The sequence below is a fragment of the Azospirillum agricola genome, from assembly GCF_020005195.1.
In the GTDB taxonomy this organism is placed as follows: Bacteria; Pseudomonadota; Alphaproteobacteria; order Azospirillales; family Azospirillaceae; genus Azospirillum; species Azospirillum agricola.
Map to the genome: position 1 here is coordinate 236,066 of NZ_JAIFZR010000006.1, position 20,257 is coordinate 256,322.

Annotated in this window: 16 protein-coding genes; 12 read left to right on the plus strand and 4 right to left on the minus strand. The window is 70.7% G+C overall.

Annotated features, from left to right (window positions below):
* Nucleotides 1-18: 18 nt before the first annotated feature.
* From JN22_RS29980 to JN22_RS29990, 3 genes are read left to right on the plus strand one after another with little or no spacing between them, the layout of a single operon-like run.
* Complete coding sequence (locus tag JN22_RS29980) at nucleotides 19-876, plus strand: amidohydrolase family protein (RefSeq protein ID WP_085557572.1); 858 nt, start codon at nucleotides 19-21, stop codon at nucleotides 874-876.
* Between the two features lie 15 nt (nucleotides 877-891).
* Nucleotides 892-2,022: an FMNH2-dependent alkanesulfonate monooxygenase gene (ssuD, locus tag JN22_RS29985; RefSeq protein WP_085557573.1), complete on the plus strand. Its 1,131-nt coding sequence runs from the start codon at nucleotides 892-894 to the stop codon at nucleotides 2,020-2,022.
* Complete coding sequence (locus tag JN22_RS29990) at nucleotides 2,019-3,224, plus strand: acyl-CoA dehydrogenase family protein (RefSeq protein ID WP_085557574.1); 1,206 nt, start codon at nucleotides 2,019-2,021, stop codon at nucleotides 3,222-3,224. Before ssuD ends, JN22_RS29990 begins: the two co-directional genes overlap by 4 nt.
* A gap of 25 nt (nucleotides 3,225-3,249) precedes the next feature.
* On the opposite strand, the gene JN22_RS29995 is transcribed toward JN22_RS29990, so the two are convergent.
* Genes JN22_RS29995 through JN22_RS30005 form a run of 3 tightly spaced genes read right to left on the minus strand, consistent with a single transcriptional unit; the run spans nucleotide 3,250 to nucleotide 6,568 of the window.
* Entirely contained in the window at nucleotides 3,250-4,323 is a 1,074-nt protein-coding gene (locus JN22_RS29995) for an amino acid ABC transporter permease (protein WP_085557575.1), read from the minus strand.
* On the minus strand, nucleotides 4,320-5,489 hold the full coding sequence (locus JN22_RS30000; RefSeq protein WP_223677976.1) for an amino acid ABC transporter permease: 1,170 nt from the start codon (nucleotides 5,487-5,489) through the stop codon (nucleotides 4,320-4,322). Before JN22_RS30000 ends, JN22_RS29995 begins: the two co-directional genes overlap by 4 nt.
* A gap of 8 nt (nucleotides 5,490-5,497) precedes the next feature.
* Complete coding sequence (locus tag JN22_RS30005) at nucleotides 5,498-6,568, minus strand: amino acid ABC transporter substrate-binding protein (RefSeq protein ID WP_223677977.1); 1,071 nt, start codon at nucleotides 6,566-6,568, stop codon at nucleotides 5,498-5,500.
* 650 nt (nucleotides 6,569-7,218) lie between these two features.
* Here JN22_RS30005 and JN22_RS30010 point away from each other — a divergent pair.
* The 9 genes from JN22_RS30010 to JN22_RS30050 all read left to right on the plus strand — a co-directional run bounded on the left by JN22_RS30010 (nucleotide 7,219) and on the right by JN22_RS30050 (nucleotide 17,834).
* Nucleotides 7,219-8,280 (plus strand): isopenicillin N synthase family dioxygenase, encoded by a 1,062-nt coding sequence (locus tag JN22_RS30010; RefSeq protein ID WP_317852941.1) that lies wholly within the window; start codon nucleotides 7,219-7,221, stop codon nucleotides 8,278-8,280.
* A gap of 40 nt (nucleotides 8,281-8,320) precedes the next feature.
* Entirely contained in the window at nucleotides 8,321-9,616 is a 1,296-nt protein-coding gene (locus tag JN22_RS30015) for an O-acetylhomoserine aminocarboxypropyltransferase/cysteine synthase family protein (RefSeq protein ID WP_085557577.1), read from the plus strand.
* A gap of 261 nt (nucleotides 9,617-9,877) precedes the next feature.
* Nucleotides 9,878-11,548 carry an FAD-binding protein gene (locus JN22_RS30020; protein ID WP_085557578.1) on the plus strand — a complete coding sequence of 557 codons (1,671 nt, stop codon included), beginning with the start codon at nucleotides 9,878-9,880 and terminating at the stop codon, nucleotides 11,546-11,548.
* Nucleotides 11,545-11,886 carry a 4Fe-4S dicluster domain-containing protein gene (locus JN22_RS30025; RefSeq protein WP_085557579.1) on the plus strand — a complete coding sequence of 114 codons (342 nt, stop codon included), beginning with the start codon at nucleotides 11,545-11,547 and terminating at the stop codon, nucleotides 11,884-11,886. Before JN22_RS30020 ends, JN22_RS30025 begins: the two co-directional genes overlap by 4 nt.
* 34 nt (nucleotides 11,887-11,920) lie before the next feature.
* A complete protein-coding gene (locus tag JN22_RS30030; RefSeq protein WP_143268853.1) occupies nucleotides 11,921-12,967 on the plus strand; it encodes an ABC transporter substrate-binding protein in 1,047 nt (348 codons plus the stop codon).
* A complete protein-coding gene (locus JN22_RS30035) occupies nucleotides 12,964-13,761 on the plus strand; it encodes an ABC transporter ATP-binding protein (RefSeq protein ID WP_085557580.1) in 798 nt (265 codons plus the stop codon). The genes JN22_RS30030 and JN22_RS30035 overlap by 4 nt, the downstream gene beginning before the upstream one ends.
* Nucleotides 13,758-14,651: an ABC transporter permease gene (locus JN22_RS30040; RefSeq protein ID WP_085557581.1), complete on the plus strand. Its 894-nt coding sequence runs from the start codon at nucleotides 13,758-13,760 to the stop codon at nucleotides 14,649-14,651. The genes JN22_RS30035 and JN22_RS30040 overlap by 4 nt, the downstream gene beginning before the upstream one ends.
* A 10-nt stretch (nucleotides 14,652-14,661) precedes the next feature.
* Complete coding sequence (locus JN22_RS30045; RefSeq protein WP_179166301.1) at nucleotides 14,662-16,341, plus strand: amidohydrolase; 1,680 nt, start codon at nucleotides 14,662-14,664, stop codon at nucleotides 16,339-16,341.
* Between the two features lie 2 nt (nucleotides 16,342-16,343).
* A complete protein-coding gene (locus JN22_RS30050; RefSeq protein WP_179166302.1) occupies nucleotides 16,344-17,834 on the plus strand; it encodes an FAD/NAD(P)-binding protein in 1,491 nt (496 codons plus the stop codon).
* Between the two features lie 52 nt (nucleotides 17,835-17,886).
* On the opposite strand, the gene JN22_RS30055 is transcribed toward JN22_RS30050, so the two are convergent.
* Complete coding sequence (locus JN22_RS30055) at nucleotides 17,887-20,250, minus strand: PHP domain-containing protein (RefSeq protein ID WP_085557583.1); 2,364 nt, start codon at nucleotides 20,248-20,250, stop codon at nucleotides 17,887-17,889.
* Nucleotides 20,251-20,257 lie beyond the last annotated feature (7 nt).

The following is a 20,257-nucleotide window of genomic DNA, read 5'->3' on the forward strand; positions in this document are numbered from 1 at the left end:
CAACCGGAGACCGCAACCGTGTCCCGCAAGATCATCGACCTGCGCAGCCGCCCCGCCTTCCTGCATGATTTCTACGGGGCGACCCCCGGCACCCCCGGCTTCGAGACGGCCAGATGGCTGAACCGGCGCGTCGGCACCCGTGGCGACGATGCCCATTTCACCCGCTCCCACACGCTGGACGGCTATCTCGCCGATGTGCGCGAGGCCGGCATCACCGCCGCCGCCATCGTCGGCCGCGACACCCCCGGCGTCAGCACCTCCAACGACCGGGTGCATGAGCTGGTCGCCGGCCGGCCGGAACTAATCGGCATCGGCTCGGTCGATCCGCAGCGCCAGGGCACCGCCGCCGCGGTGGCGGAGGCCGGGCGCGCCATCGCCGCGCTGGGGCTGAAGGGCATCAATCTGGAGCCCGGCTTCCTCGATCCGGCGATTGCCTTCGACGATCCGTCGCTGCTGCCGGTCTACGACGCCTGCGACCAGTTGAAGGTGCCGGTCTTCCTGATGACCGGACCGACCACGCCGGACCCGCGCTTCAACGACCCGGCCCCGGTCGGCCGCATCGCCCGCGCGTTCCCGACCCTGAACATCGTCATCCACCACGGCTTCTGGCCGCATGTGGCGGAGATCGTCGGCATCGCCTTCCGCCATCCCAACGTTCACATCGTGCCGGACATGTACCTCTTCCTGCCCGGCAGCCGCCTCTATGTCGAGGCGGCCAACGGCTTCCTGCGCGACCAGCTGCTGTTCGGCAGCTCCTACCCGTTCCGCCCGATGAAGCAGACGGTGGAGGATTTCCTGAAGCTCGGCTTCGACGGGGCGGTGCTCGACGGGCTGCTGTTCGACAACGCCCGGCGCCTGCTGGCGCTCGACCTCTGAGCGGAGACCCGACCCATGGACATTTTCTGGTTCCTGCCGGTGCATGGCGACGGCCCCTATCTGGGCAGCCAGGTCGACAGCCGGCCCGCCACCCTGGCCTATCTGACGGAGATCGCCCAGGCCGCCGACCGGCGCGGCTACCACGGCGTGCTGGTTCCCTGCGGCAAGGCCTGCGAGGAGCCCTACATCGTGTCGGCCGCGCTGATCGCGGCGACGGAGCGGCTGCGCTTCCTGGTCGCGACCCGGCCGTCCTCGATGACACCGACCTTCGCCGCCCGGCTCGCCGCCGGGCTGGACCGGCTGTCGGGCGGGCGCTTCTACCTGAATGTGGTGGCTGGCGGCGACGCGGCGGAGCTGGCGGGCGACGGGGTCTTCCTCGACCATGATGCCCGCTATGCCCAGGCGGCCGAGTTCTTCACGGTGTGGAAGCGGGTTCTGGCCGGCGAGACCGTCGATTTCGCCGGCAGCCATGTGACGGTGAAGGGCGCCACCGTGCCGCTGCGGCCGGTGCAGCGCCCCCATCCGCCGCTGTTCTTCGGCGGCTCGTCGCCCGCCGGCCATGCCGCGGTGGCCGAGCATTTCGACACTTACCTGACCTGGGCCGAGCCGCCCGATGCAGTGGCCGCCAAGCTCAAGGACGTGCGGACGCGGGCGGCGGCCCATGGCCGCACCCTGTCCTATGGCCTGCGCGTCAACATCATCGTGCGCGAGACCGAGGCGGAAGCCTGGGCCGCCGCCGAGAAACTCATCAGCAAGATCGACCGCAGCGCCGTCGAGGCCGCGCACGGCGCCTTCCGCCGCTTCGAATCCGAAGGCCAGCGCCGGATGACCGAGCTTGCCTCCCGCCCGGATCTGGTGGTGGCGCCGAATTTGTGGGCCGGCGTCGGGCTGGTGCGCGGCGGGGCCGGAACGGCACTGGTCGGCAACCCGCGGCAGGTGGCGGACCGGCTGCTGGAGTATCGCGACCTCGGCATCGACAGCTTCATCCTGTCCGGCTACCCGCATCTGGAGGAGGCGCACCGCGTCGCCGACCTGCTGTTCCCGCTGCTGCCGGTGACGGCCCCGCCGCCAGCAGCCCAAGCGGCGCCGGACGTCGCCTTCGTCAGCCCCTTCGGCGACCTTCAGCCGGCCAGGAGTGCCTCATGAGCCTCGTTCCGCTGTCCAGCCCGGCCCTGCGCGGGGCATTGGCCGACCTCAAGAGCCTGTTGGATGAGACCGCCGTCGCCCGTGACCGGGCCGGCGGCACCGCCAAGGCGGAACGCGACGCCATCCGCCGCTCCGGCCTGCTGACCCTGGCGATTCCGGCGGCCTATGGCGGGCAGGGGGAAGGCTGGCCGGCCGTCCTGGGGGCGGTGCGGGAGCTGGCGCAGGTCGATTCCTCGCTGGCCCATCTGTTCGCCTTCCATCACCTGATGGTTGCCTCGATCCTGCTCTATGGCAACCCGACCCAGCGGGCGGGGCTGCTGACCGCCACGGCGCGGCGCGGCCTGTTCTGGGGCAATGCGCTGAACCCGCTCGACCGCCGCACCCATCTGACGCCGGCCGGGGAGGCGGTCGAGGACGGGGAGGAGCCGCAGAGCTGGAGCCTGAACGGCACCAAGAGCTTCTGCTCCGGCGCCAGTGATTCCGATCTGCTGCTGGTGTCGGCGGACGGGCCGGACGGTGTGTTGCGGGTGATGGTGCTGCCGACCGACCGTGCCGGCATCGCCGTGCTGGACGATTGGGACGCCATCGGCCAGCGCCAGACCGACAGCGGCACCGTAACCTTCACCGATGTGGCGGTGTCGGCCGCCGACATACTGGGACCGCCGGGGCCATTCGGCGACGTCGCCTCCAGCCTGCGTCCCTGCATCGCCCAGTCGATCCTGGCCAGCCTCTATCTCGGCATCGCCGAAGGGGCGCTGGCGGCGGCGCGCGGCTTCACCCTGACGGAAGGGCGGCCCTGGCGGGCGTCGGGCGTGGCCAGCGCCGCCGAGGACCCCTATCTGCTGCATCATTTCGGCGAAGCGCAGCTGGCCGTCGCCGCGGCCGACGCGCTGGGCGGGCTGGCGCTCGACCGGCTGCAACGGGCGTGGGAGCGCGGGCGGTCGCTGGGGAGCCAGGAGCGCGGCGAGACCTCGCTCGCCGTCGCCACCTTCAAGCTCGCCGCCGCCCGTGCCGGTCTGGATGCCGCCGGCCGGCTGTTCGACATCACGGGCGCGCGGGGGGCCGCCGGGCGCTATGGCTTCGACCGCTTCTGGCGCAATGTCCGCACCCATTCCCTGCATGACCCGCTGGACTACAAGCTGAAGGAGCTGGGCGTCCATGCCCTGACCGGCGCGCTGCCGGAACCGGGCTTTTACTCCTGATCCGGCCGGCTGCGGCGGGCGGGCCTCACCGCCGCAGCCGGCGCTCCAGCCACAGGCTGTAGCGGGAGGCGACGACGCAGACCGTCAGGTAGATCAGCGCCACGAAGCCGAACGCCTCGTCGTAGAATCCCAGCCATGCCGGGTCCTTGGCGGCGGTGCGGGCGGTGTTCAGCAGGTCGAACAGGCCGATGACGATGATCAGCGTGGTGTCCTGGAACAGGCCGATTGCCAGATTGACGATGGACGGGATCACCGTCCGCAGCGCCTGCGGCAGGATCACCAGCCGCATCGACTGCCAGTAGCCGAGCCCCAGCGCCTGGGCGGCCTCATACTGACCCGCTGGGATGGACTGAAGGCCGGCGCGGATGATCTCGGCCAAATAGGCGGAGACGAACAGGATGATGGCGATCTGCGCCCGCAGCAGCTTGTCGATGGCGGCACCGGCGGGCAGCATCAGCGGCAACAGCAGGGTCGCGACGTAGAGCACCGCGATCAGCGGCACGCCGCGCGTCACCTCGATGAACAGGACGGCCAGCGTCCGCACCCCGCCCATGGAACTGCGCCGGGCGAGCGCCAGCAGCACCGCCAGCGGGAAGGCGCCGACCAGCCCGACGACGGCGAGCAGCAGGCTGACCGGCAGGCCGCTCCAGCGCTCGGTCGGCACCGCCGGCCCGCCGGGGCCGCCGCTCAGCAGCAGCAGGGCGGCGGCCAGCCCGACAAGCCAGAGCCCCAGCGTCGCCCGCCGCCAGAACAACGGCATGCCGCTGATGCCGGCCAGCGCCAGCAGGATGGCGCCGGCCGCCGCCGGGCGCCACTGCCGGTCCTGGTCGTAGAAGCCGAACAGGATGTAGCGCAGCTTCTCGCCGATGAAGGCCCAGCAGGCGCCGGCCGCGTCGACGCAGCGGTCGGCGGGACCGACCCACACGGCGTCCAGCAGGGTCCAGCGCAGCAGCGGCGGCACGGCCCAGCCGAGAAGGGCGAGGCAGCCGAGCGTCACCGCGGCATTCAGCGGCGTGCCGAACAGGCCGGCCCACAGGCGCTGCCAGCGCGGCTGTGGCGAGGTGAGGGGCGGTGCGCTTTGCAGAACGCCGTCGGTCATCGCGCCCCCCTCGCCGCCAGCCGGCGGTTGTACAGGTTCATCGCCGCCGAGACTGCGAGATTCACCATCAGATAGGCGCCCATCATGATCGCCATGGTTTCCAGCACCTGCCCCGTCTGGTTGGCGCTGGTGTTGATGACGCTGACCAGATCCGGGAAGCCGATCGCGACGGCGAGGCTCGAATTCTTGGTCAGGTTGAGATAGCTGGAGGTCAGCAGCGGCACGATCACCCGCATGGCCTGGGGCAGAACCACCAGCCGCATGATCCGGCGGCGCGGCAGGCCCAGCGCGCGTGCGGCCTCCCACTGTCCGGCCGGCACCGCCTGGATGCCGCTGCGCACGATCTCCGCGATCATCGCCGCGGCGTTGACGACCAGACCGACCAGCAGGGCGGAGAATTCCGGCGACACCGTCGTCCCGCCGCTGAAGTTGAAACCGGCAAGTTCGGGACGCTCGACCTGCAACGGCACGCCCGATGCCAGCAGCAGCACCACGGGCAGGCCGCATGCGGCCGCCGCGACCACTGTCCCGGACAGCGCATCCCGCCACCCGAGACGCCGGCGCAGAGCGGTCCCGGCAAGGGCGAGCGCCAGCGCCAGCGCGATGGCCGCGAGCAGCCATCCGCCCGCCCGCCCGTCGGCGAAGGCCGGCAGCTGGATGCCGCGGTTGCACAGGAAGACGCCCGGCAGCGGGTTCAGCGCCTGACGCGGCGAGGGCAGCGCCTGGAAGGTGGCGCTCCAGAAGAAGAGCTGGAGCAGCAGAGGCGTGCTGCGGATCAGCTCGACATAGCCCTGCACCAGCCCGGACAGCAGCGCGTTGCCGGACAGCCGCGCCACCCCCAGCAGCACGCCCAGGACGGTGGCGATCAGGCAGCCGGCCACCGCGACCTTGACGGTGTTCAGCAGCCCGACCAGCAGGGCCAGCGCGTAGCTGTCCTGCGGCCGGTAGTCGAGCAGCGCCTCCCCGATCTCGAAGCCGGCCGGGCGGCCGAGGAAGGCGAAGCCCGGCGTGATGCCGAAGCGCTCCATGTTCGCCAGCGTATTGGAGCCGAGCAGGAAGCCGCCCAGCAGCACCAGCGCCAGGATCGCCGCCTGAAGGCCGCTGCGGCCACCCCACCAGAGGGCGACCGCGGCGACCGGACCGGAACGCAGGACGCCGGGCGGCACGGGATTGCTCACCGGAAGGGCGGGGCGTAGAGCAGGCCGCCCTGGGTCCACAGCTTGTTGAAGCCGCGGTCCAGCCCGACCTTGGTCGCCGGCCCGACGTTGCGGTCGAAGATCTCGCCATAATTGCCCACGGTCTTGACGATGGTGTAGGCGAATTTCGGGTCGAGCTTGGCCGCCTCGCCCAGGCTGGGATCGACGCCCAGGAACCGGCGGATCGTCGGATCGGTGCTGGTCAGGAAGCTGTCGATGTTGGCCTGGGTGATGCCCAGTTCCTCCGCCTGGATGGTGGCGTAGACCGCCCAGTTGACGATCTCCAGCCACTGGTCGTCGCCGTAGCGGATGGCCGGGGCCAGGGGCTCCTTCGAGATGCGTTCGGGCAGCAGGACGTAATCGTCGGGCTTGGGCAGCTGGGTGCGGGTGATCGCCAGATCGGAGGAATCCTGGGTCAGCACGTCGCAGCGGCCGCTGGCGAAGGCCTTCTGGTTCTCGGCGGTTTCCTCGATCACCACCGGCTTGAAGGCGATCTTGTTCTGCCGGAAGAAGTCGGTGATGTTCAGTTCGCCAGTGGTGCCGGTCTGGACGCAGACGGTGGCGCCGTTGAGATCCTTGCCCTTGGTCACCCCCAGCTTCTTCGGCACCAGCAGGCCCTGGCCGTCATAGAAGACCACCGGGCCGAAATGGAAGCCCAGCTTGGTGGCGCGGGTGAAGGTCTGGGTCACGCCGGAGAGTAGGATGTCGAACTCGCCCGATTGCAGGGCCGGCAGGCGCTGCTGCGGCGAGGAGGAGACGAACTGCACCTTGTCCGGGTCGTTGAACACGGCGATGGACAGCGCCCGTCCGAAATCGACGAAAAAGCCCTGCCAGCGCCCGTTGCTGTCGGGGGCGAAAAAGCCCGGCTGGGTGCCGACGCCGACCTTGATGCTGCCGCGCGCCTTGATCGCGTCCAGCGTCGGACCGGCCTTGGCGGCGCCGGTCAGGGCGAGGCCGATGGCGAGGCTGAGGGCGCCGGCGATCAGGAAGCGCGGCGACAGGCCGCTTCGGGATGTTGGACGCGAAGGAGCCTGCGAAGGAGTGCGCATGGTGGTTTCCCGCAATAAGTTTGTTGTTTTGTGAAAGAGGTGGAGCACCGCAGCGAAGGGCGCCCGACCGGCCGGATCAGTTTGTGGGCCTGCGGTTGGCAGGGCAGCCGTGAAGGGCAGCGCTTATTCCCTAATTAGCAGATAGGGAAATTGCTCTGTCAACGGTTTCGTGAAAAATTATAAAACAACGTTTCCAAATTGTTGATTCTGAATTTTCCTGGCCCATAAATCCACAATTACTGTAGACAATAAGCGTCTCCCGCGTAATGATCTGATGTGAAACCGGGATGCCGCCCGGAGTTCCGTGACCCCGGCGGCCGTGCAAAGCCTCAAGCCCCAACTCCCAAGTCATTGTACTGGAACGCTATCATGGCCAATCCTCAGACAGCCCGCCGGGCCTCCGCCTCCGCAGCGTCCGAACAGACCATGGTCTGGATCCCGCTTCCGGAAGCCATGGGGATGTGTGCCGTGAATGACGGGCCCTCGCCACAGGCGCCGGTCAGCCGGCTCTGGGCGCAGATGCGCGGCACCTGGCTGAAGGCGCGCAGCCGCACCGACTGAGCGGCCGCACCCGCTTCCACAAAATCCGATTTCACATGTCGCTGCACGAAGCGGGCGTTCCCGAACGCATGTCCGCAAAGGAGAGTCCTGTGACCGCGCTTCCCTCTTCGGCCGAGCGGCCGCCTCTGCCGTTTCTCGATCTCGCCCGCCTGGATGGCGCTGCTGCGGACCGCGCCCTGTTCCTGTCGGAGCTGCGGGCGGCGATCCGCCGCTTCGGCGCCTTCTATGTGACCGGCCACGGGGTCGATCCGGCCTTCATCGACTCCGTCTTCGACCTGTCGCGCGGCTTCTTCGCCCTGCCGGAGCAGGACAAGCTGTCCATCGAGATGGTCAACTCGCCCCATTTCCGCGGCTATACCCGCGCCGGCTGGGAGCGCACGCGCGGTCTGGCCGACTGGCGCGAGCAGCTGGATGTCGGTGCGGAGCGGCCGGCCTTGCCCCAAGGCCCGGACCAGCCGCCCTGGGTTCGCCTGCAGGGCCCCAACCAGTGGCCGGAGGCCCTTCCGGAGTTGCGCCCGGCGGTGCTGCGCCTCCAGGACCAGCTGACCGCGGTGTCGCGGCGCATCCTGTCGACGGTGGCGGTGGCCCTGCGCCTGCCGGAGGATGCCTTCGATCCGATCCTGACCGACCAGCCGACGCAGCTCGTCAAGCTGATCCGCTATCCGGGCCATGACGCGGTTCCCGCCGCCGATGCTCCCGCCGATGATGCCGGAGGGCAGGGCGTCGGGCCGCACAAGGACAGCGGCCTCTTGACGCTGGTTCTCCAGCACCGCCAGAGCGGTCTGCAGATCGAAACCGATGGCGGCTGGGCCGATGTGCCGCCGGTCCCCGGCACCTTCGTCGTCAATGCCGGCGAATTGCTGGAACTGGCGACCGACGGCTATTTCCGCGCCGCGGTGCATCGGGTGGTGACGCCGCCGGCGGGGGTGGACCGGCTGTCGACCGCCTTCTTCCTGGGGGCCGGACTGGATGTCCAGGTGCCGGTGCTGCCGCTGCCGGACGATCTCGCCGCCGAAGCGCGAGGTCCCGAGCGCGACCCGCTGAACCCGCTCTACAGCTCGGTCGGGGAGAACACGCTGAAGAGCCGCCTGCGCTCCCACCCCGACGTGGCCCGCCGCCATTACGCCGATCTGGTCGGCGCCTCTGCCTGACCGGCACCGACAGCAAGAACCGAGAATGAGGAACCGCCCGATGACCGACCGCAAGCCGCATTTCGAAACCCTGGCCGTCCATGGCGGCGCCTTCCGCGCCGATCCCGTCACCGGATCCGTCGCGGTGCCGATCCACCAGACGACCTCCTACCAGTTCCAGGACACCGCCCATGCCGAGCGCCTCTTCGCGCTTCAGGAGCTGGGCCACATCTACACCCGCGTCACCAACCCGACGGTCGAGGTTCTGGAACAGCGGCTCGCCGTGCTGGAGGGCGGTGCGGCGGCGGTGGCGGTCGCGTCCGGACAGGCGGCGTCCTTCTATTCGGTGCTGAATCTGGCGCAGGCCGGCGACAACATCGTCACCTCCACCGATCTCTATGGCGGAACCTGGAACCTGTTCGCCAACACGCTGAAGCAGATCGGCATCGAGGCGCGCTTCGTCGATCCGGCCGACCCGGAGAATTTCCGCCGCGCCACCGACGAGCGTACCCGCGCCTATTATGCGGAGACGCTGCCGAACCCGAAGCTGAACGTCTTCCCGATCCGCGAGGTCGCCGACATCGGGCTGGAGCTGGGCGTGCCGCTGATCGTCGACAACACCGCGGCCCCGCTGACCGTGCGGCCCTTCGACCATGGCGCGGCGGTGACGATCTATTCGGCGACCAAATACATCGGCGGCCACGGCACCACCATCGGCGGCGTGCTGATCGACGGCGGCACCTTCCCGTGGGAGGCGCATGCCGCCCGCTTCCCGCTGCTGACCCAGCCCGACCCCAGCTATCACGGCGCGATCTGGACGGAGGCGGCCAAGCCGCTCGGCCCCATCGCCTATGCGCTGCGTGCCCGCGTCACCCTGCTGCGCGACATCGGCGCCGCGCTCAGCCCGCAATCGGCCTTCCAGCTGATCCAGGGGCTGGAGACGCTGCCGCTGCGCATCCGCCAGCACAACGCGAACGCCGGCATCGTCGCGAATTATCTGAAGACGCATGCCAAGGTGACGTCGGTCATCTTCCCCGGCCTGCAGGAGGGCGAGGCGCGGCGGCGCGCCGACACCTATCTGAAGGGCGGCTATGGCGGGCTGGTCGGCTTCGAGCTGGCCGGCGGGGCTGAGGCGGGGCGGCGCTTCATCGACGCGCTGAAGCTGTTCTACCATGTCGCCAACATCGGCGACGCCCGGTCGCTGGCGATCCACCCGGCCACCACGACTCACTCCCAGCTGTCGCCGGAAGACCAGATCGCCACCGGCGTCACCCCCGGCTATGTGCGCCTGTCGGTGGGCATCGAGCATCCCGACGACATCATCGCCGACTTGGAGCAGGCGCTGGCCGAGGCGTAAGGCCCATCGTCCAGCGCCCAACGTCCGGCGGTAGCGGTCTCTCGTAGCCCAATTCCTCACTGCACGGCCGGCATCATCCCCTCGGCGGGAGGTGCTGGCCGAAATTTTTCACAGATGTGCATATTTTGGTATGCGCATTATCTCTACTGTGTAAGTATGATTTTATGAAGAAAGAGCGATCCAAAGCAGTAATTGAAAACTGTTCAGGAATCGCCGCTTCGCTCAATCCGCATGATCGACAGTCCCGGAGGGTTTTTTCCGATGGCCAACGTGCCCGGCGCTCCTGTCAGTTCATCCGCCGCATCCCTCGACCTTGAGACCGACGTCCTGATACTGGGCGGCGGTCCCGCCGGCACCTGGGCGGCCATCGCCGCTGCAACCGGCGGTGCCCGCACCATTCTGGCCGACAAGGGATTCTGCGGCACGTCCGGCGCCACCGCGGCGTCCGGGACCACGCTGTGGTATGTCGATCCCGATCCGGCCAAGCGCGCGGCGGCCAAGGCATCGCGCGAGGGGCTGGGCGGCCATCTGGCCGACCATGGCTGGATGGACCGCGTGCTCGACCGCACCCATGCGGCGGTCGGCCAGCTCGCCGACTGGGGCTATCCCTTTCCACGCGATGAGGACGGGCGTGAGCGCCGCGTGTCGGTGCAGGGGCCGGAATATATGCGGCTGATGCGCCGCCGGGTGAAACAGGCCGGGGTGACGATCCTCGACCATTGCCCGGCGCTGGAACTGCTGGTCGACGATAGCGGCGCCGTGGCCGGCGCCGTCGGCGTGCGGCGGCAGAAGGGCGGGCGCTGGACCGTGCGGGCGAAGGCGGTGGTCATCGCCACCGGCGGCTGTGCCTTCCTCAGCAAGGCGCTGGGCTGCAACGTGCTGACCGGCGACGGCCTGCTGATGGCGGCGGAGGCCGGGGCCGATCTGTCGGGGATGGAGTTCTCCAACGCCTACGCCATCGCCCCGGCCTTCGGCTCGGTGACCAAGACGCTGCTCTACCAGTGGGCCAGCTTCACCCGTGCCGACGGCGAGCCTATTCCCGGGGCGGCCTCCAAGGGCGGCCGGTCCCTCATCGCGCGGGTGCTGACGACCGAACCGGTCCATGCCCGCCTCGACCGCGCCGAACCGGAGCTGTGGGCGGCGATGCGTCAGGCCCAGCCGAACTTCTTCCTGCCCTTCGACCGCGCCGGCATCGACCCCTTCACCCAGCGTTTCCCGGTGACCCTGCGGCTGGAGGGCACCGTGCGCGGCACCGGCGGCCTGCGGCTGGTGGACGGCACCTGCGCCACCGCCGTCCCCGGACTGTTCGCCGCCGGCGACGCCGCGACGCGGGAGCCGATCTGCGGCGGCTTCACCGGCGGCGGCAGCCACAACGCCGCCTGGGCGATGTCGACCGGCCATTGGGCGGGTTTCGGGGCCGCCGATCATGCCCGTGCCTTGGGGGGCCGTGCCTTGGGCAACGGAACCCGCACCCTGCGCCGGGCGGGCGGCGCCGGATTGCAGGACAGGCCGCGGCGTGGCGCGGCAATCGATGCCGGCGGCCTGACCCGCGCCGTCCAGGCCGAGGTGTTCCCCTACGACATCAACTACTTCCGCACGGAGGAGGGGCTGACCGGCTCTCTCGCCCGGCTGGACCGGCTGTGGGCCGATGCCGCCGCGGCGATGCCGGCCTCCGCCGACACCGTCCTGCGCGTGCGGGAGGCGGCTGCGATGCTGGCGACCGCCCGCTGGATGTACCGTTCGGCGCTGGCCCGCACCGAATCGCGCGGCATGCACCGCCGCATCGACCATGCCGCCCTCGACCCGGCCCAGCGCCACCTGCTGACGGTCGGCGGCCTGGACGAGGTGCAGGTCTCGACCCGCCCGGCGCCGGTCCGCGCGGATCCGGTCCGCCTGGATCGGGCCGAGGCCGGCCGGGAGCTGGCGGCATGATCGAGCTGATCAGCCCGGCCCGCTGCACCGGCTGCAACATCTGCGTCTCCGTCTGCCCGATGGACGTGTTCCAGCCGACCGGGGGCGGCCGGGCCGATGGGGCCGTCCCCGTCATCGCCCGGCAGACCGACTGCCAGACCTGCTTCCTGTGCGAAGCCCATTGTCCGGACGACGCCCTCTATGTCGCTCCCGATGCCGAAACGGTGACGGGGATCGCCGAGGACGCGGTCGCCGCCGCCGGCCTGTTCGGCAGCTACCGCCGCGCCATCGGCTGGACCGCCGCCCATCGCCAGAACCGTTCCGCCGACCAGACCTTCCGGCTGCTGGCGCCCCATTGAGCGCCCGGCCGCATCCGACAGGAGCCTTTCGATCATGACCGTGTCCGATCCCTTCGGCATTCGCCTGAACCGCCGCCGCCTGCTGACCGGCGCGGCTGTCACCGCCGGCATGCTGGCCGCCGGGCCGCTGTGTGCCGGCCGCGCGCAGGCCGCCGCGGCCAAGGCGACACTGGCCTATGGCAGCACCGGCTACACCTGGGCGGTGCCCTTCGTCGCCGAGGCCGCCGGCATCTGGGCCGAGGCCGGCTTCGATCTGAGCACCATGGAGTTCGAGAGCGGGCGCGATTCGATGCAGGCGCTGCTCGCCGGCTCGGCCGACTTCTCCGCCTCGACCGACACGCCGGTGGTGTTCGCCGTGTTGCAGGGGCTGCGGCCGTTGATCCTGGTGAATTACAGCCGCTATTCGCGCGACATGAAGATCGTCGTCCGCAAGGACGGCGGCATCGACCCGGCAAAGCCGGCCAGCCTGAAGGGACGCAGGATCGCCACCCGCGTCGGCACCTCCGGGCAATATATGCTGGCGAAATATCTGGAATTCGCCGGGCTGGCGCCGGGCGACGTCGAGGTGGTCGACCTCACCCCGAACAACATGACCTCCGCCCTGGTGCGCGGCGACATCGACGGCTTCGCCTGGAGCAGCCAGTCCGCCGTGGTGGCCGAGCGCCAGTCCGGCGGCAAGACCGCGGTGATGACCCAGGACGGGCTGGAGAAATATTTCCAGAGCCATCAGCTGCTGCTGACCACCGAAAAGGTGGTGAAGGAGAAGCCGGAACTGGTGGCCGGCGCCATCCGGGCGTTGCAGGGGGCGGAACGCCGCATCCTGGCCGACGGCGGCTGGGCCGACCTGATCTCGCGTCGCATCCACACGCCGCCGAAGGAGATTCTGGAGGCGACCTCCGAGTTCACCTTCAAGATCGCCTTCGACGACCGCTTCGTCGACGATCTGGTGGCGGAGGCGGAATGGGCCATCGCCGCCGGCCTCGCCAAGCGTCCGGCCGGGGACCTGCGCGCGCTGTTCCGCGGCCTGATCGTCGATAGCCCGCTGAAGGCGGTGGCGCCCGACCGGGTCACCCTGTCATGAGCGGGCCGCTGATCGATTTCGACCGGGTGTCGCAGATCTATGCGTCGCGCGACGGCTCGCCGGTCTGGGCGCTCAGCGACGTGTCGCTGCGGGTGGAGGCTGGCGAGTTCGTCTGCCTGATCGGCCCGTCCGGCTGCGGCAAGTCCACGCTGATCCATCTGCTGGCCGGTTTCCTCAAGCCGACCTCCGGCGCCGTGCGCTTCCGCGGCCGGCCGCTGGACGGGCCGGGGCCGGACCGCGGCGTGGTCTTTCAGGAATATGCGTTGTTCGCCTGGATGACCGCGCGCCAGAACGTCGAGTTCGGCCTGCGCATGCAGCGGGTCTCCGCCCCCGTGCGGCGCCGCTGGGCGCTGGAGGCGCTCGACCGGGTCGGGCTGCGCCATGCCGCCGACCGCTACCCGCACGAGCTGTCCGGCGGCATGCGCCAGCGCGTCGCCGTCGCCCGCGCCCTGGTGGTGGAGCCGGAGGTGGTGCTGATGGACGAGCCCTTCGCCGCCGTCGACGCCATGACCCGCACCAATTTGCAGGAGGACCTGCTGCGGCTGTGGCGGGAAACCGGAGTGTCGGTGCTGTTCGTCACCCACAACATCGACGAGGCGGTGTTCCTCGCCCAGCGCGTCGTGGTGATGGGGGCCGGGCCGGGGGTGATCCGCGAGGATCTGGCGGTCGATCTGCCCTATCCGCGCGACCGCGGCTCGGCGGAGTTCGGCCGGGAATATGCCCGCATCGCCGCGGCGCTGGCCCGCGGCAGCCGGGGTGCCGAGCAGAGCGACGGCGAACGGAGGGCGGCGTGACGGCGGCGACGGACGACGCGGCCGGCACCGGCCTCCCCACCCCCCGGCATTCTGCGGCGGACGCGCGATCCGACAGCGCCGCCTTCGCCGAAGAGTTCCGCCGCGCCCATCGCCGCGGCCTGCGGCGGGCGGCCTGGCTGCGCGCCCTGCTGAACGTGACCGGCATCCTGCTGTTCCTGGCGGTCTGGGAGGCGGTGCCGCGGCTGGGCACCTGGGTCAATCCGGTGCTGTTGCCGCCGCCGTCGGCGGTGTTCGACAGCTTCGTCCCGATGCTGCTGTCCGGCGAGATCGCGGCCAACATCCTGGCCAGCCTGCGCCGGGCGGCGCTGGGCTTTGCCATCGCGACGGCGACCGGCGTGACGGCCGGGCTGCTGACCGCGCGCATCGGCCTGCTGCACCATGTCAGCGAGCCGATCCTGCACGGCTTCCGCTCCGTCCCCTCCATCGCGCTGGTGCCGCTGTCGGTCCTGTGGTTCGGCATCGGCGAAGGGTCGAAGGTGGCGCTGGTCGCCTGGGGCAGCTTCTTCCCGATCTGGATCACCACCTTCATCGGCGTGCGCGACGTGCCGGCCGCCTATCTGCGCTCCGCCGCCTGCTTGGGCGCCGGGCGGCTGGCGACGCTGCTTCTGGTCGTGCTGCCGGCGGCCCTGCCGATGATCCTGGCGGGCTTGCGCCAGGGCATCGCCGTCTCGCTGATCCTGCTGGTCGCCGCCGAGCTGTCCGGCGCGCGGGAGGGGGTCGCCTACATGATGTCCACCGGCCACCAGATGTTCCGGGTCGACATCATGCTGATCGGGCTGGTGCTGCTCGGCACCTTCGGCTTCATCGCCGACCGCCTGTTCGTGGCGCTGATCCGCCGCCTGTTCCCCTGGTACACCACCGCCTCGTGAGGATCGCCGGATGAGCGGACCGAGTTCTTCCCCCACCCTGATCCTGCGCAACGCCAACATCCTCACCTTCGATCCGACCCGGCCGCGTGCCAGTGCGGTGGCGCTGGCCGGCGACCGCATCCTCGCGGTCGGCGGGGAGGAGGTCGCGGCGCTCGCCACCGCCGCCACGGAGGCCATCGACCTGGGTGGCGCGACGCTGATCCCCGGCTTCAACGACGCCCACGCCCATATGGAGCGCGAGGGGCTGAAGCGCCTGCGCCCCTCGCTGGCCGGTGCGCGCAGCGTCGGCGACATCCTGGAGCGGGTGCGGGCGGTGGCGGCACAGACGCCGCCCGGCCAGTGGATCGTCACCATGCCGATCGGCACGCCGCCCTTCTTCTTCGACGGAGCCGCGACCCTGGCCGAGGGGAGGCCGCCGGACCGGCACGAGCTGGACCGCGCGGCACCGGACCATCCGGTCTACATCCCCGGCCTGTTCGGCAACTGGGGCAAGCCGCCGGGGCACAGCGCGCTGAACAGCAGGGCGCTGGCGCTGAACGGCATCACCGCGGCCAGCCAGCCGACCTGCGGCGGCGTGGAGATCCTGAAGGACGCGCGCGGCGAGCCGACCGGCGTGATCGTCGAGCACAACAGCCGCCCGACCGTCGAGTTCGACCTGCTGCCGGCGGTTCCCCGCTTCGGCTTCGCCGAACGGCTGGAAGGCGTGCGGCTGTCCCAGCGGCTCTACAACGCCCAGGGCACCACCAGCATCTACGAGGGGCACGGCTCCGCGCCGCAGACCATCTCGGTCTACCGCCGGCTGTGGGAGATGGGAGAGCTGACGGTACGGGTCGGGCTGGTGGTCAGCCCGAGCTGGGCCGACATCGCCGAGGCGCGCCGCGCCATGCGCGACTGGCTGGCCCACGCGCGCGGCGCCGGGCTGGGCGATCCCTGGCTGAGGCTGTCGGGCGTCCACATCGCCTATGGCGGCGACCCGGCGGTCGCCTGCTGCGCCCGCGACAATCTTCCCGACACCGGCTGGTCGGGCTTCGTCGAGCAGGCGCTGACCCCGGCCGACTTCCGCGAGGCCTGCTTCCTGGCCGCCGAGCACGATCTGCGCCTGCACACCATCGTCAGCGACAGGCTGCACGAGGTGGTGCCGGTGCTGGAGGCGGTCAACGAACGCCATCCGCTGTCCGGCCGCCGCTGGGTGATCGAGCATATCGGCCGGGCCCGGCTGTCCGACCTGGAGGCGCTGAAGCGGCTGGACGTGCTGGTGACGACGATCCCGACATACTTCCTGTGGAAGGGCGGGGCCGCTTATCTGGACGAGCCGGATGGCGGCGATCTGGTGGTGCCGCACGCCCATCTGCTGCGGCTGGGCATTCCGACCGCCATCGCCACCGACAACATCCCGCACGACCCCTTCTTCACCCTGTGGTCGGTCTGCAACCGGCTGGAACGGACCAGCGGCCGGGTGATCGGACCCGATCAGCGGCTGGATGCCGAAACGGCGCTGCGGCTGTTCACCGTGGCCGGCGCCGCCCTGACCTTCGACGAGGGGTGGAAGGGACCGCTGCGTCCCGGCTTCGCCGCCGACCTCGCGGTGCTGTCGGAGGATCCCACCGCCATCGACCCGGACCGGCTGCGCGACCTGCGCTGCCGTCTGACGCTGGTCGGCGGACGGATCGTCCATCGCGGGGGGCTGTGACCGTGCCGCGGCCGTTGCGGATCGTCATCGTCGGTGCCGGCGTGTCGGGCAGCGGCGTCGCGGCCGGGCTGGTGCGCGCCGGTGCCGCGGGCGGCTTCTCCGCCGAGGTGGAGCTTGTGGACCCGCGGCCGTCGCCCGGGGCCGGGCTGACCTACGCGGCGGGCGGCGACCCGCGCCACCGGGTGAATGTTCCCTCCGTCCGCATGGCGGCGGTGACCGGACGGCCGGCCGGGGAGGCCGGGAAGGGCGGCGAGGAGGATTTCCATCGCTGGTGCCTGGAGCGCGGCGTGCTGGAGGCCGATCCGGCCGGCTGGGCGGACGGGCTGCATTATCCGGCGCGGTCGGTGTTCGGGCGTTATCTCGACGAGAGGCTGCGCCCGCTGTTCGCCGCGGCCGGGCCGGTGCGGGTGACCCACCGGCGCGACCGTGCCGTCGCCGCCCGCCGGCTGGCATCGCCGCAGGGAACCGGGTTCGTCGTGGAGCTTGCCGGCGGCAGGGTGCTGGAGGCCGATGCGCTGGTGCTGTGCACCGGAAACCCGGGGCCCGAACTGCCGGGCGTGCTGGCCGGGCTGGCGGGGCACAAGCGGGTCGTCGCCGATCCATGGGCGCCCGGCGCGCTCGATCCCATCGGCCGGACCGACCGGGTGCTGATCGTCGGCACCGGCCTGACGATGGGTGACGTGGTGTCGACCCTGCTTGGCCGGGGCCATCGCGGACCGCTGACCGCCCTGTCGCGCCATGGTCTGGTGCCGCGGTCTCGCCCTGCCGGGCATGCCGACTCCTGGACCGACTTCACCGCCGATCCGCCTGCCGGTGTCCGTGACCTGCTGCGCCGGGTGCGTGCCGCCGTCGCTGACGCGGGCCGGCAGGGGCGGCCCTGGACCGACGTCCTCGAAAGCCTGCGCCTTCAGAACGGTGCCTTGTGGACGGCCCTTCCCATCGAGGAGCGGAGGCGGTTCCAGCGCCATCTGCGGCCCTGGTGGGACGCCCACCGCTTCCAGGCGGCCCCGCAGGTCGCCCGGCTGGTGGCGTCCGCGCAGACGGACGGGCGTCTTTCGGTCCTGGCCGGACGGTTGGTCGGGGCGAACGCCGACGCCGATTCGTCAGGCACCCGCGGTGATGAGGGTGGCGGTCTGTGGGTTCTCTATCGGCCGCGCGGCGGCGACGCCCTGACCGGGCGAACCTACGATGCCCTGGTGAACTGCACCGGCGCCGGCCATGGAGCCTCCTTCGGCCGGAACCCGCTGCTGGCGGCCCTGACCGCCCAAGGGTTGATCCGGCCGGATCCGCTTGGTCTGGGGGTGGAGGTGGACCGGCAGCGCCGGGCATTGGATGCCGGTGGCCGGCCGGTCACCTCCTTGTTCGTCGTCGGGCCGCCGACCCGCGGCAGCCTGGGCGAAGTGACCGGCTCATCTGAGATCGTGCCGCACGCGCTGGCGGTTGCCGAGGCATTGACGGCATGGCGGCACGGCATGTTTCCGCGGTCCCCCTGACCCGCGGATGCGACCCGCGATCCCGGCGAGCCGGCACTGCGGGCCAAGGCGATCACACTGTCAGGAACAGCGCCGAGGTCCACACCCGCGACTGGTCGCGCTGGCGTCCGGTGAGGAACAGCGGGTGCTCGCGGCCTGCCGCCAGATCCAGTCCGGCCAGCGGGATGCGGCCGGCGAGGTCACGCGGCAGCGGCGCCTCGGTGACACGCTCAACCGTCACCTCCAGTTCCGTACCGGGCAGCAGGCGGCTGACGGCTCCGGCCGGCGAGCGGGCTGCATCCAGAAGCGCATCGCCGTCGATCTCCAGCACGGCCTCCGGCGCATGCGAGTTGGGCGGCGGGGTCAGCGGGTTGCCGACCTTCACATAGGTGCCGATGTCGAGCTGCACCCGGATGCGCGTGCCGGCCAGCCGCGACAGCGTCAGCTCCACCCCGTCGGTATCGCCGTGGGTCACCGTGCGCAGCGCCACCGTGGTGGCGTCCTGCCGCCAGCAGCCCTGTTCAGGATGGTCGAAGCCGAAGGGCTCGACCCGCTGCACCGCCGCCCCGGTGACGGTGATGCCGCCGCTCCAATAGGCGCCGCGGTAGCGGTCCTTGATGCGGGCGCCGCCCAGCCGCAGGCGGATACGCCGATCCGATAATCCCAGCTCGCGGTGCAGGTCGCGCTCCCACAGCAGAGTCTCGCCGTCGTAAAGCCGCAGGCTCTCCCAGCCGCGGTCCCCGAGCAGCCGGTAGTCGAGCGTATCCGCAGCCGACGCCGTCACCACCTCGCCCATCCAGCGGTCGCCCAGCCGCAGGCTGGCGAAGCTGCGCTCCCCGGTGGTGGCGAAGGTGCGGCGCGCCCGCAGCGCCCGGCCGATGGTGGCGCGGTCGAGCCGGTCGGCCAGCACCCCGGTCAGCCCGCCACGCGCGCCGAACACCGCTGTGGCCGGCGCGCCGCCGCCACAGCGGCCCTGGTGCTCGTCGCTGCTGGCCGAGGCGCCGAGCCGGTAGCCGCGGGCCAGCGCCTCGGCATAGACCCAGTGGAACTGGCCCCAGGCGGAGCCGATCTCGATCAGCCGCTCCAGCTCGGGATGATGCCAGTCGAGATTGCAGCGCCGGCCGCCGACATGCGGGATCAGCAGATGGCCTTCCGGGTCGTCCTGATAGGCGGTATAGAGGTCGTCGAGCGGCCAGGCACCGGGACGCAGCTTGCCGCGCGTGGACTCGTTCCATTCGAAGGAGCGGACCGGCTGGCCCCGGCTGTCGGTGGGGAATTGCGGCACGCCGTCGCGCAGGAACACCACATTGTGGTCGCCGCCGGCCGCCGAGTTGCCGCACCATTCGGTGCCGGGGTAGCAGACGAAGCGGCCCGCCTCGTTGAAGCTGTCGATCAGCCCGACCGCCTCGCTCCAGGCCTTTTCGGTGACGTTGAAGTCGTTGGCGGTGTAGCCCAGCACGTCCAGCCCGGCGATGTCGCTGCCGTAGGACAGGTTGTAGGCGGTGTCGTTGGTGCCGACCGTGTCGTTGGAATGGACATGCAGGTCGGCGTAGTAGGCACGCGGCGCGTCTTGCTCAACGGTGATGAAGGCCTCCGCCGGGACCAGCCCCTCCGCGGTCGCCGCGATGCGCCATTCGCCTTCGGTCAGCCCGGCCTCCTGGCGATGGACCAGCCAGCCATAGGCGTCCGTGTTGGGAGACAGCGTCAGGTTCTGCGTGGTCTCACCCTGCGGTCCCGCCAGGGTCAGGGCGGCATCGATGGTGCCGCCGGTGCAGCAATTGCCCCAGACATCCTCGGCGCGCAGCAGCAGGCTGGCCGGACCGGGTGCCGTCAGGCGCGGCGCCACCAGACGCAGGGCGGCAGGATCGCCGGGAACGATGTCGATCACGCAGTCGCCCGGCACCTCGGCATATTTCTGGCTGCCCAGCGGGTCGATGAAGACGCGGAAGCGGAACCCCTGCTCGACGAAGCTCTGCACCCGCGTGCCCGGCCCGCCGCGCCGCCGGTCGCCCAGCCGGATGACGATGCGGTCGCCGGGGTTGAGATAGCCGTCGATCACGTCGATGACGATGGCCTTCTGATAGGGACGCTCATGGCCCTTCTGGTCGAAGCGCACCTTCAGCGCCTGGATGGTCGCCGGGCTCTGCCCCGGCACCAGCGGCCCGGCCTCATACTCCGCCGAGACATAGTTGGCGGCCTGCGGGTCGCTGGTCTGGAACAGCGCCCAGTCCGAATAGAACTTCATCGCCAGCTTGATGCCGGCTCCGTCGGCGAGGCCCGACGCCCCGACTTCATAGACCAGTTGCAGTTCGGTCCATTCGCCGGCGACCAGCCGGCGGTGCGAACAGCTGGTCGACCCCAGGAAGGGGCGGTCCTTGTTGCGCTCGTACAGCCCGACGGGGGCGATGTGGCGGACAGGCGGCTGGGCTTCGGACATGGCGGCG

Excerpts from the sequence above, each read along its gene's own strand:
- ssuD (WP_085557573.1), top strand. The coding sequence starts at position 892 with ATGGACATTTTCTGGTTCCTGCCGGTGCATGGCGACGGCCCCTATCTG.
- JN22_RS29990 (WP_085557574.1), top strand. The coding sequence starts at position 2,019 with ATGAGCCTCGTTCCGCTGTCCAGCCCGGCCCTGCGCGGGGCATTGGCC.
- JN22_RS29995 (WP_085557575.1), bottom strand. The coding sequence starts at position 4,323 with ATGACCGACGGCGTTCTGCAAAGCGCACCGCCCCTCACCTCGCCACAG.
- JN22_RS30005 (WP_223677977.1), bottom strand. The coding sequence starts at position 6,568 with ATGCGCACTCCTTCGCAGGCTCCTTCGCGTCCAACATCCCGAAGCGGC.
- JN22_RS30015 (WP_085557577.1), top strand. The coding sequence starts at position 8,321 with ATGACCGACCGCAAGCCGCATTTCGAAACCCTGGCCGTCCATGGCGGC.
- JN22_RS30020 (WP_085557578.1), top strand. The coding sequence starts at position 9,878 with ATGGCCAACGTGCCCGGCGCTCCTGTCAGTTCATCCGCCGCATCCCTC.
- JN22_RS30025 (WP_085557579.1), top strand. The coding sequence starts at position 11,545 with ATGATCGAGCTGATCAGCCCGGCCCGCTGCACCGGCTGCAACATCTGC.
- JN22_RS30030 (WP_143268853.1), top strand. The coding sequence starts at position 11,921 with ATGACCGTGTCCGATCCCTTCGGCATTCGCCTGAACCGCCGCCGCCTG.
- JN22_RS30035 (WP_085557580.1), top strand. The coding sequence starts at position 12,964 with ATGAGCGGGCCGCTGATCGATTTCGACCGGGTGTCGCAGATCTATGCG.
- JN22_RS30045 (WP_179166301.1), top strand. The coding sequence starts at position 14,662 with ATGAGCGGACCGAGTTCTTCCCCCACCCTGATCCTGCGCAACGCCAAC.
- JN22_RS30055 (WP_085557583.1), bottom strand. The coding sequence starts at position 20,250 with ATGTCCGAAGCCCAGCCGCCTGTCCGCCACATCGCCCCCGTCGGGCTG.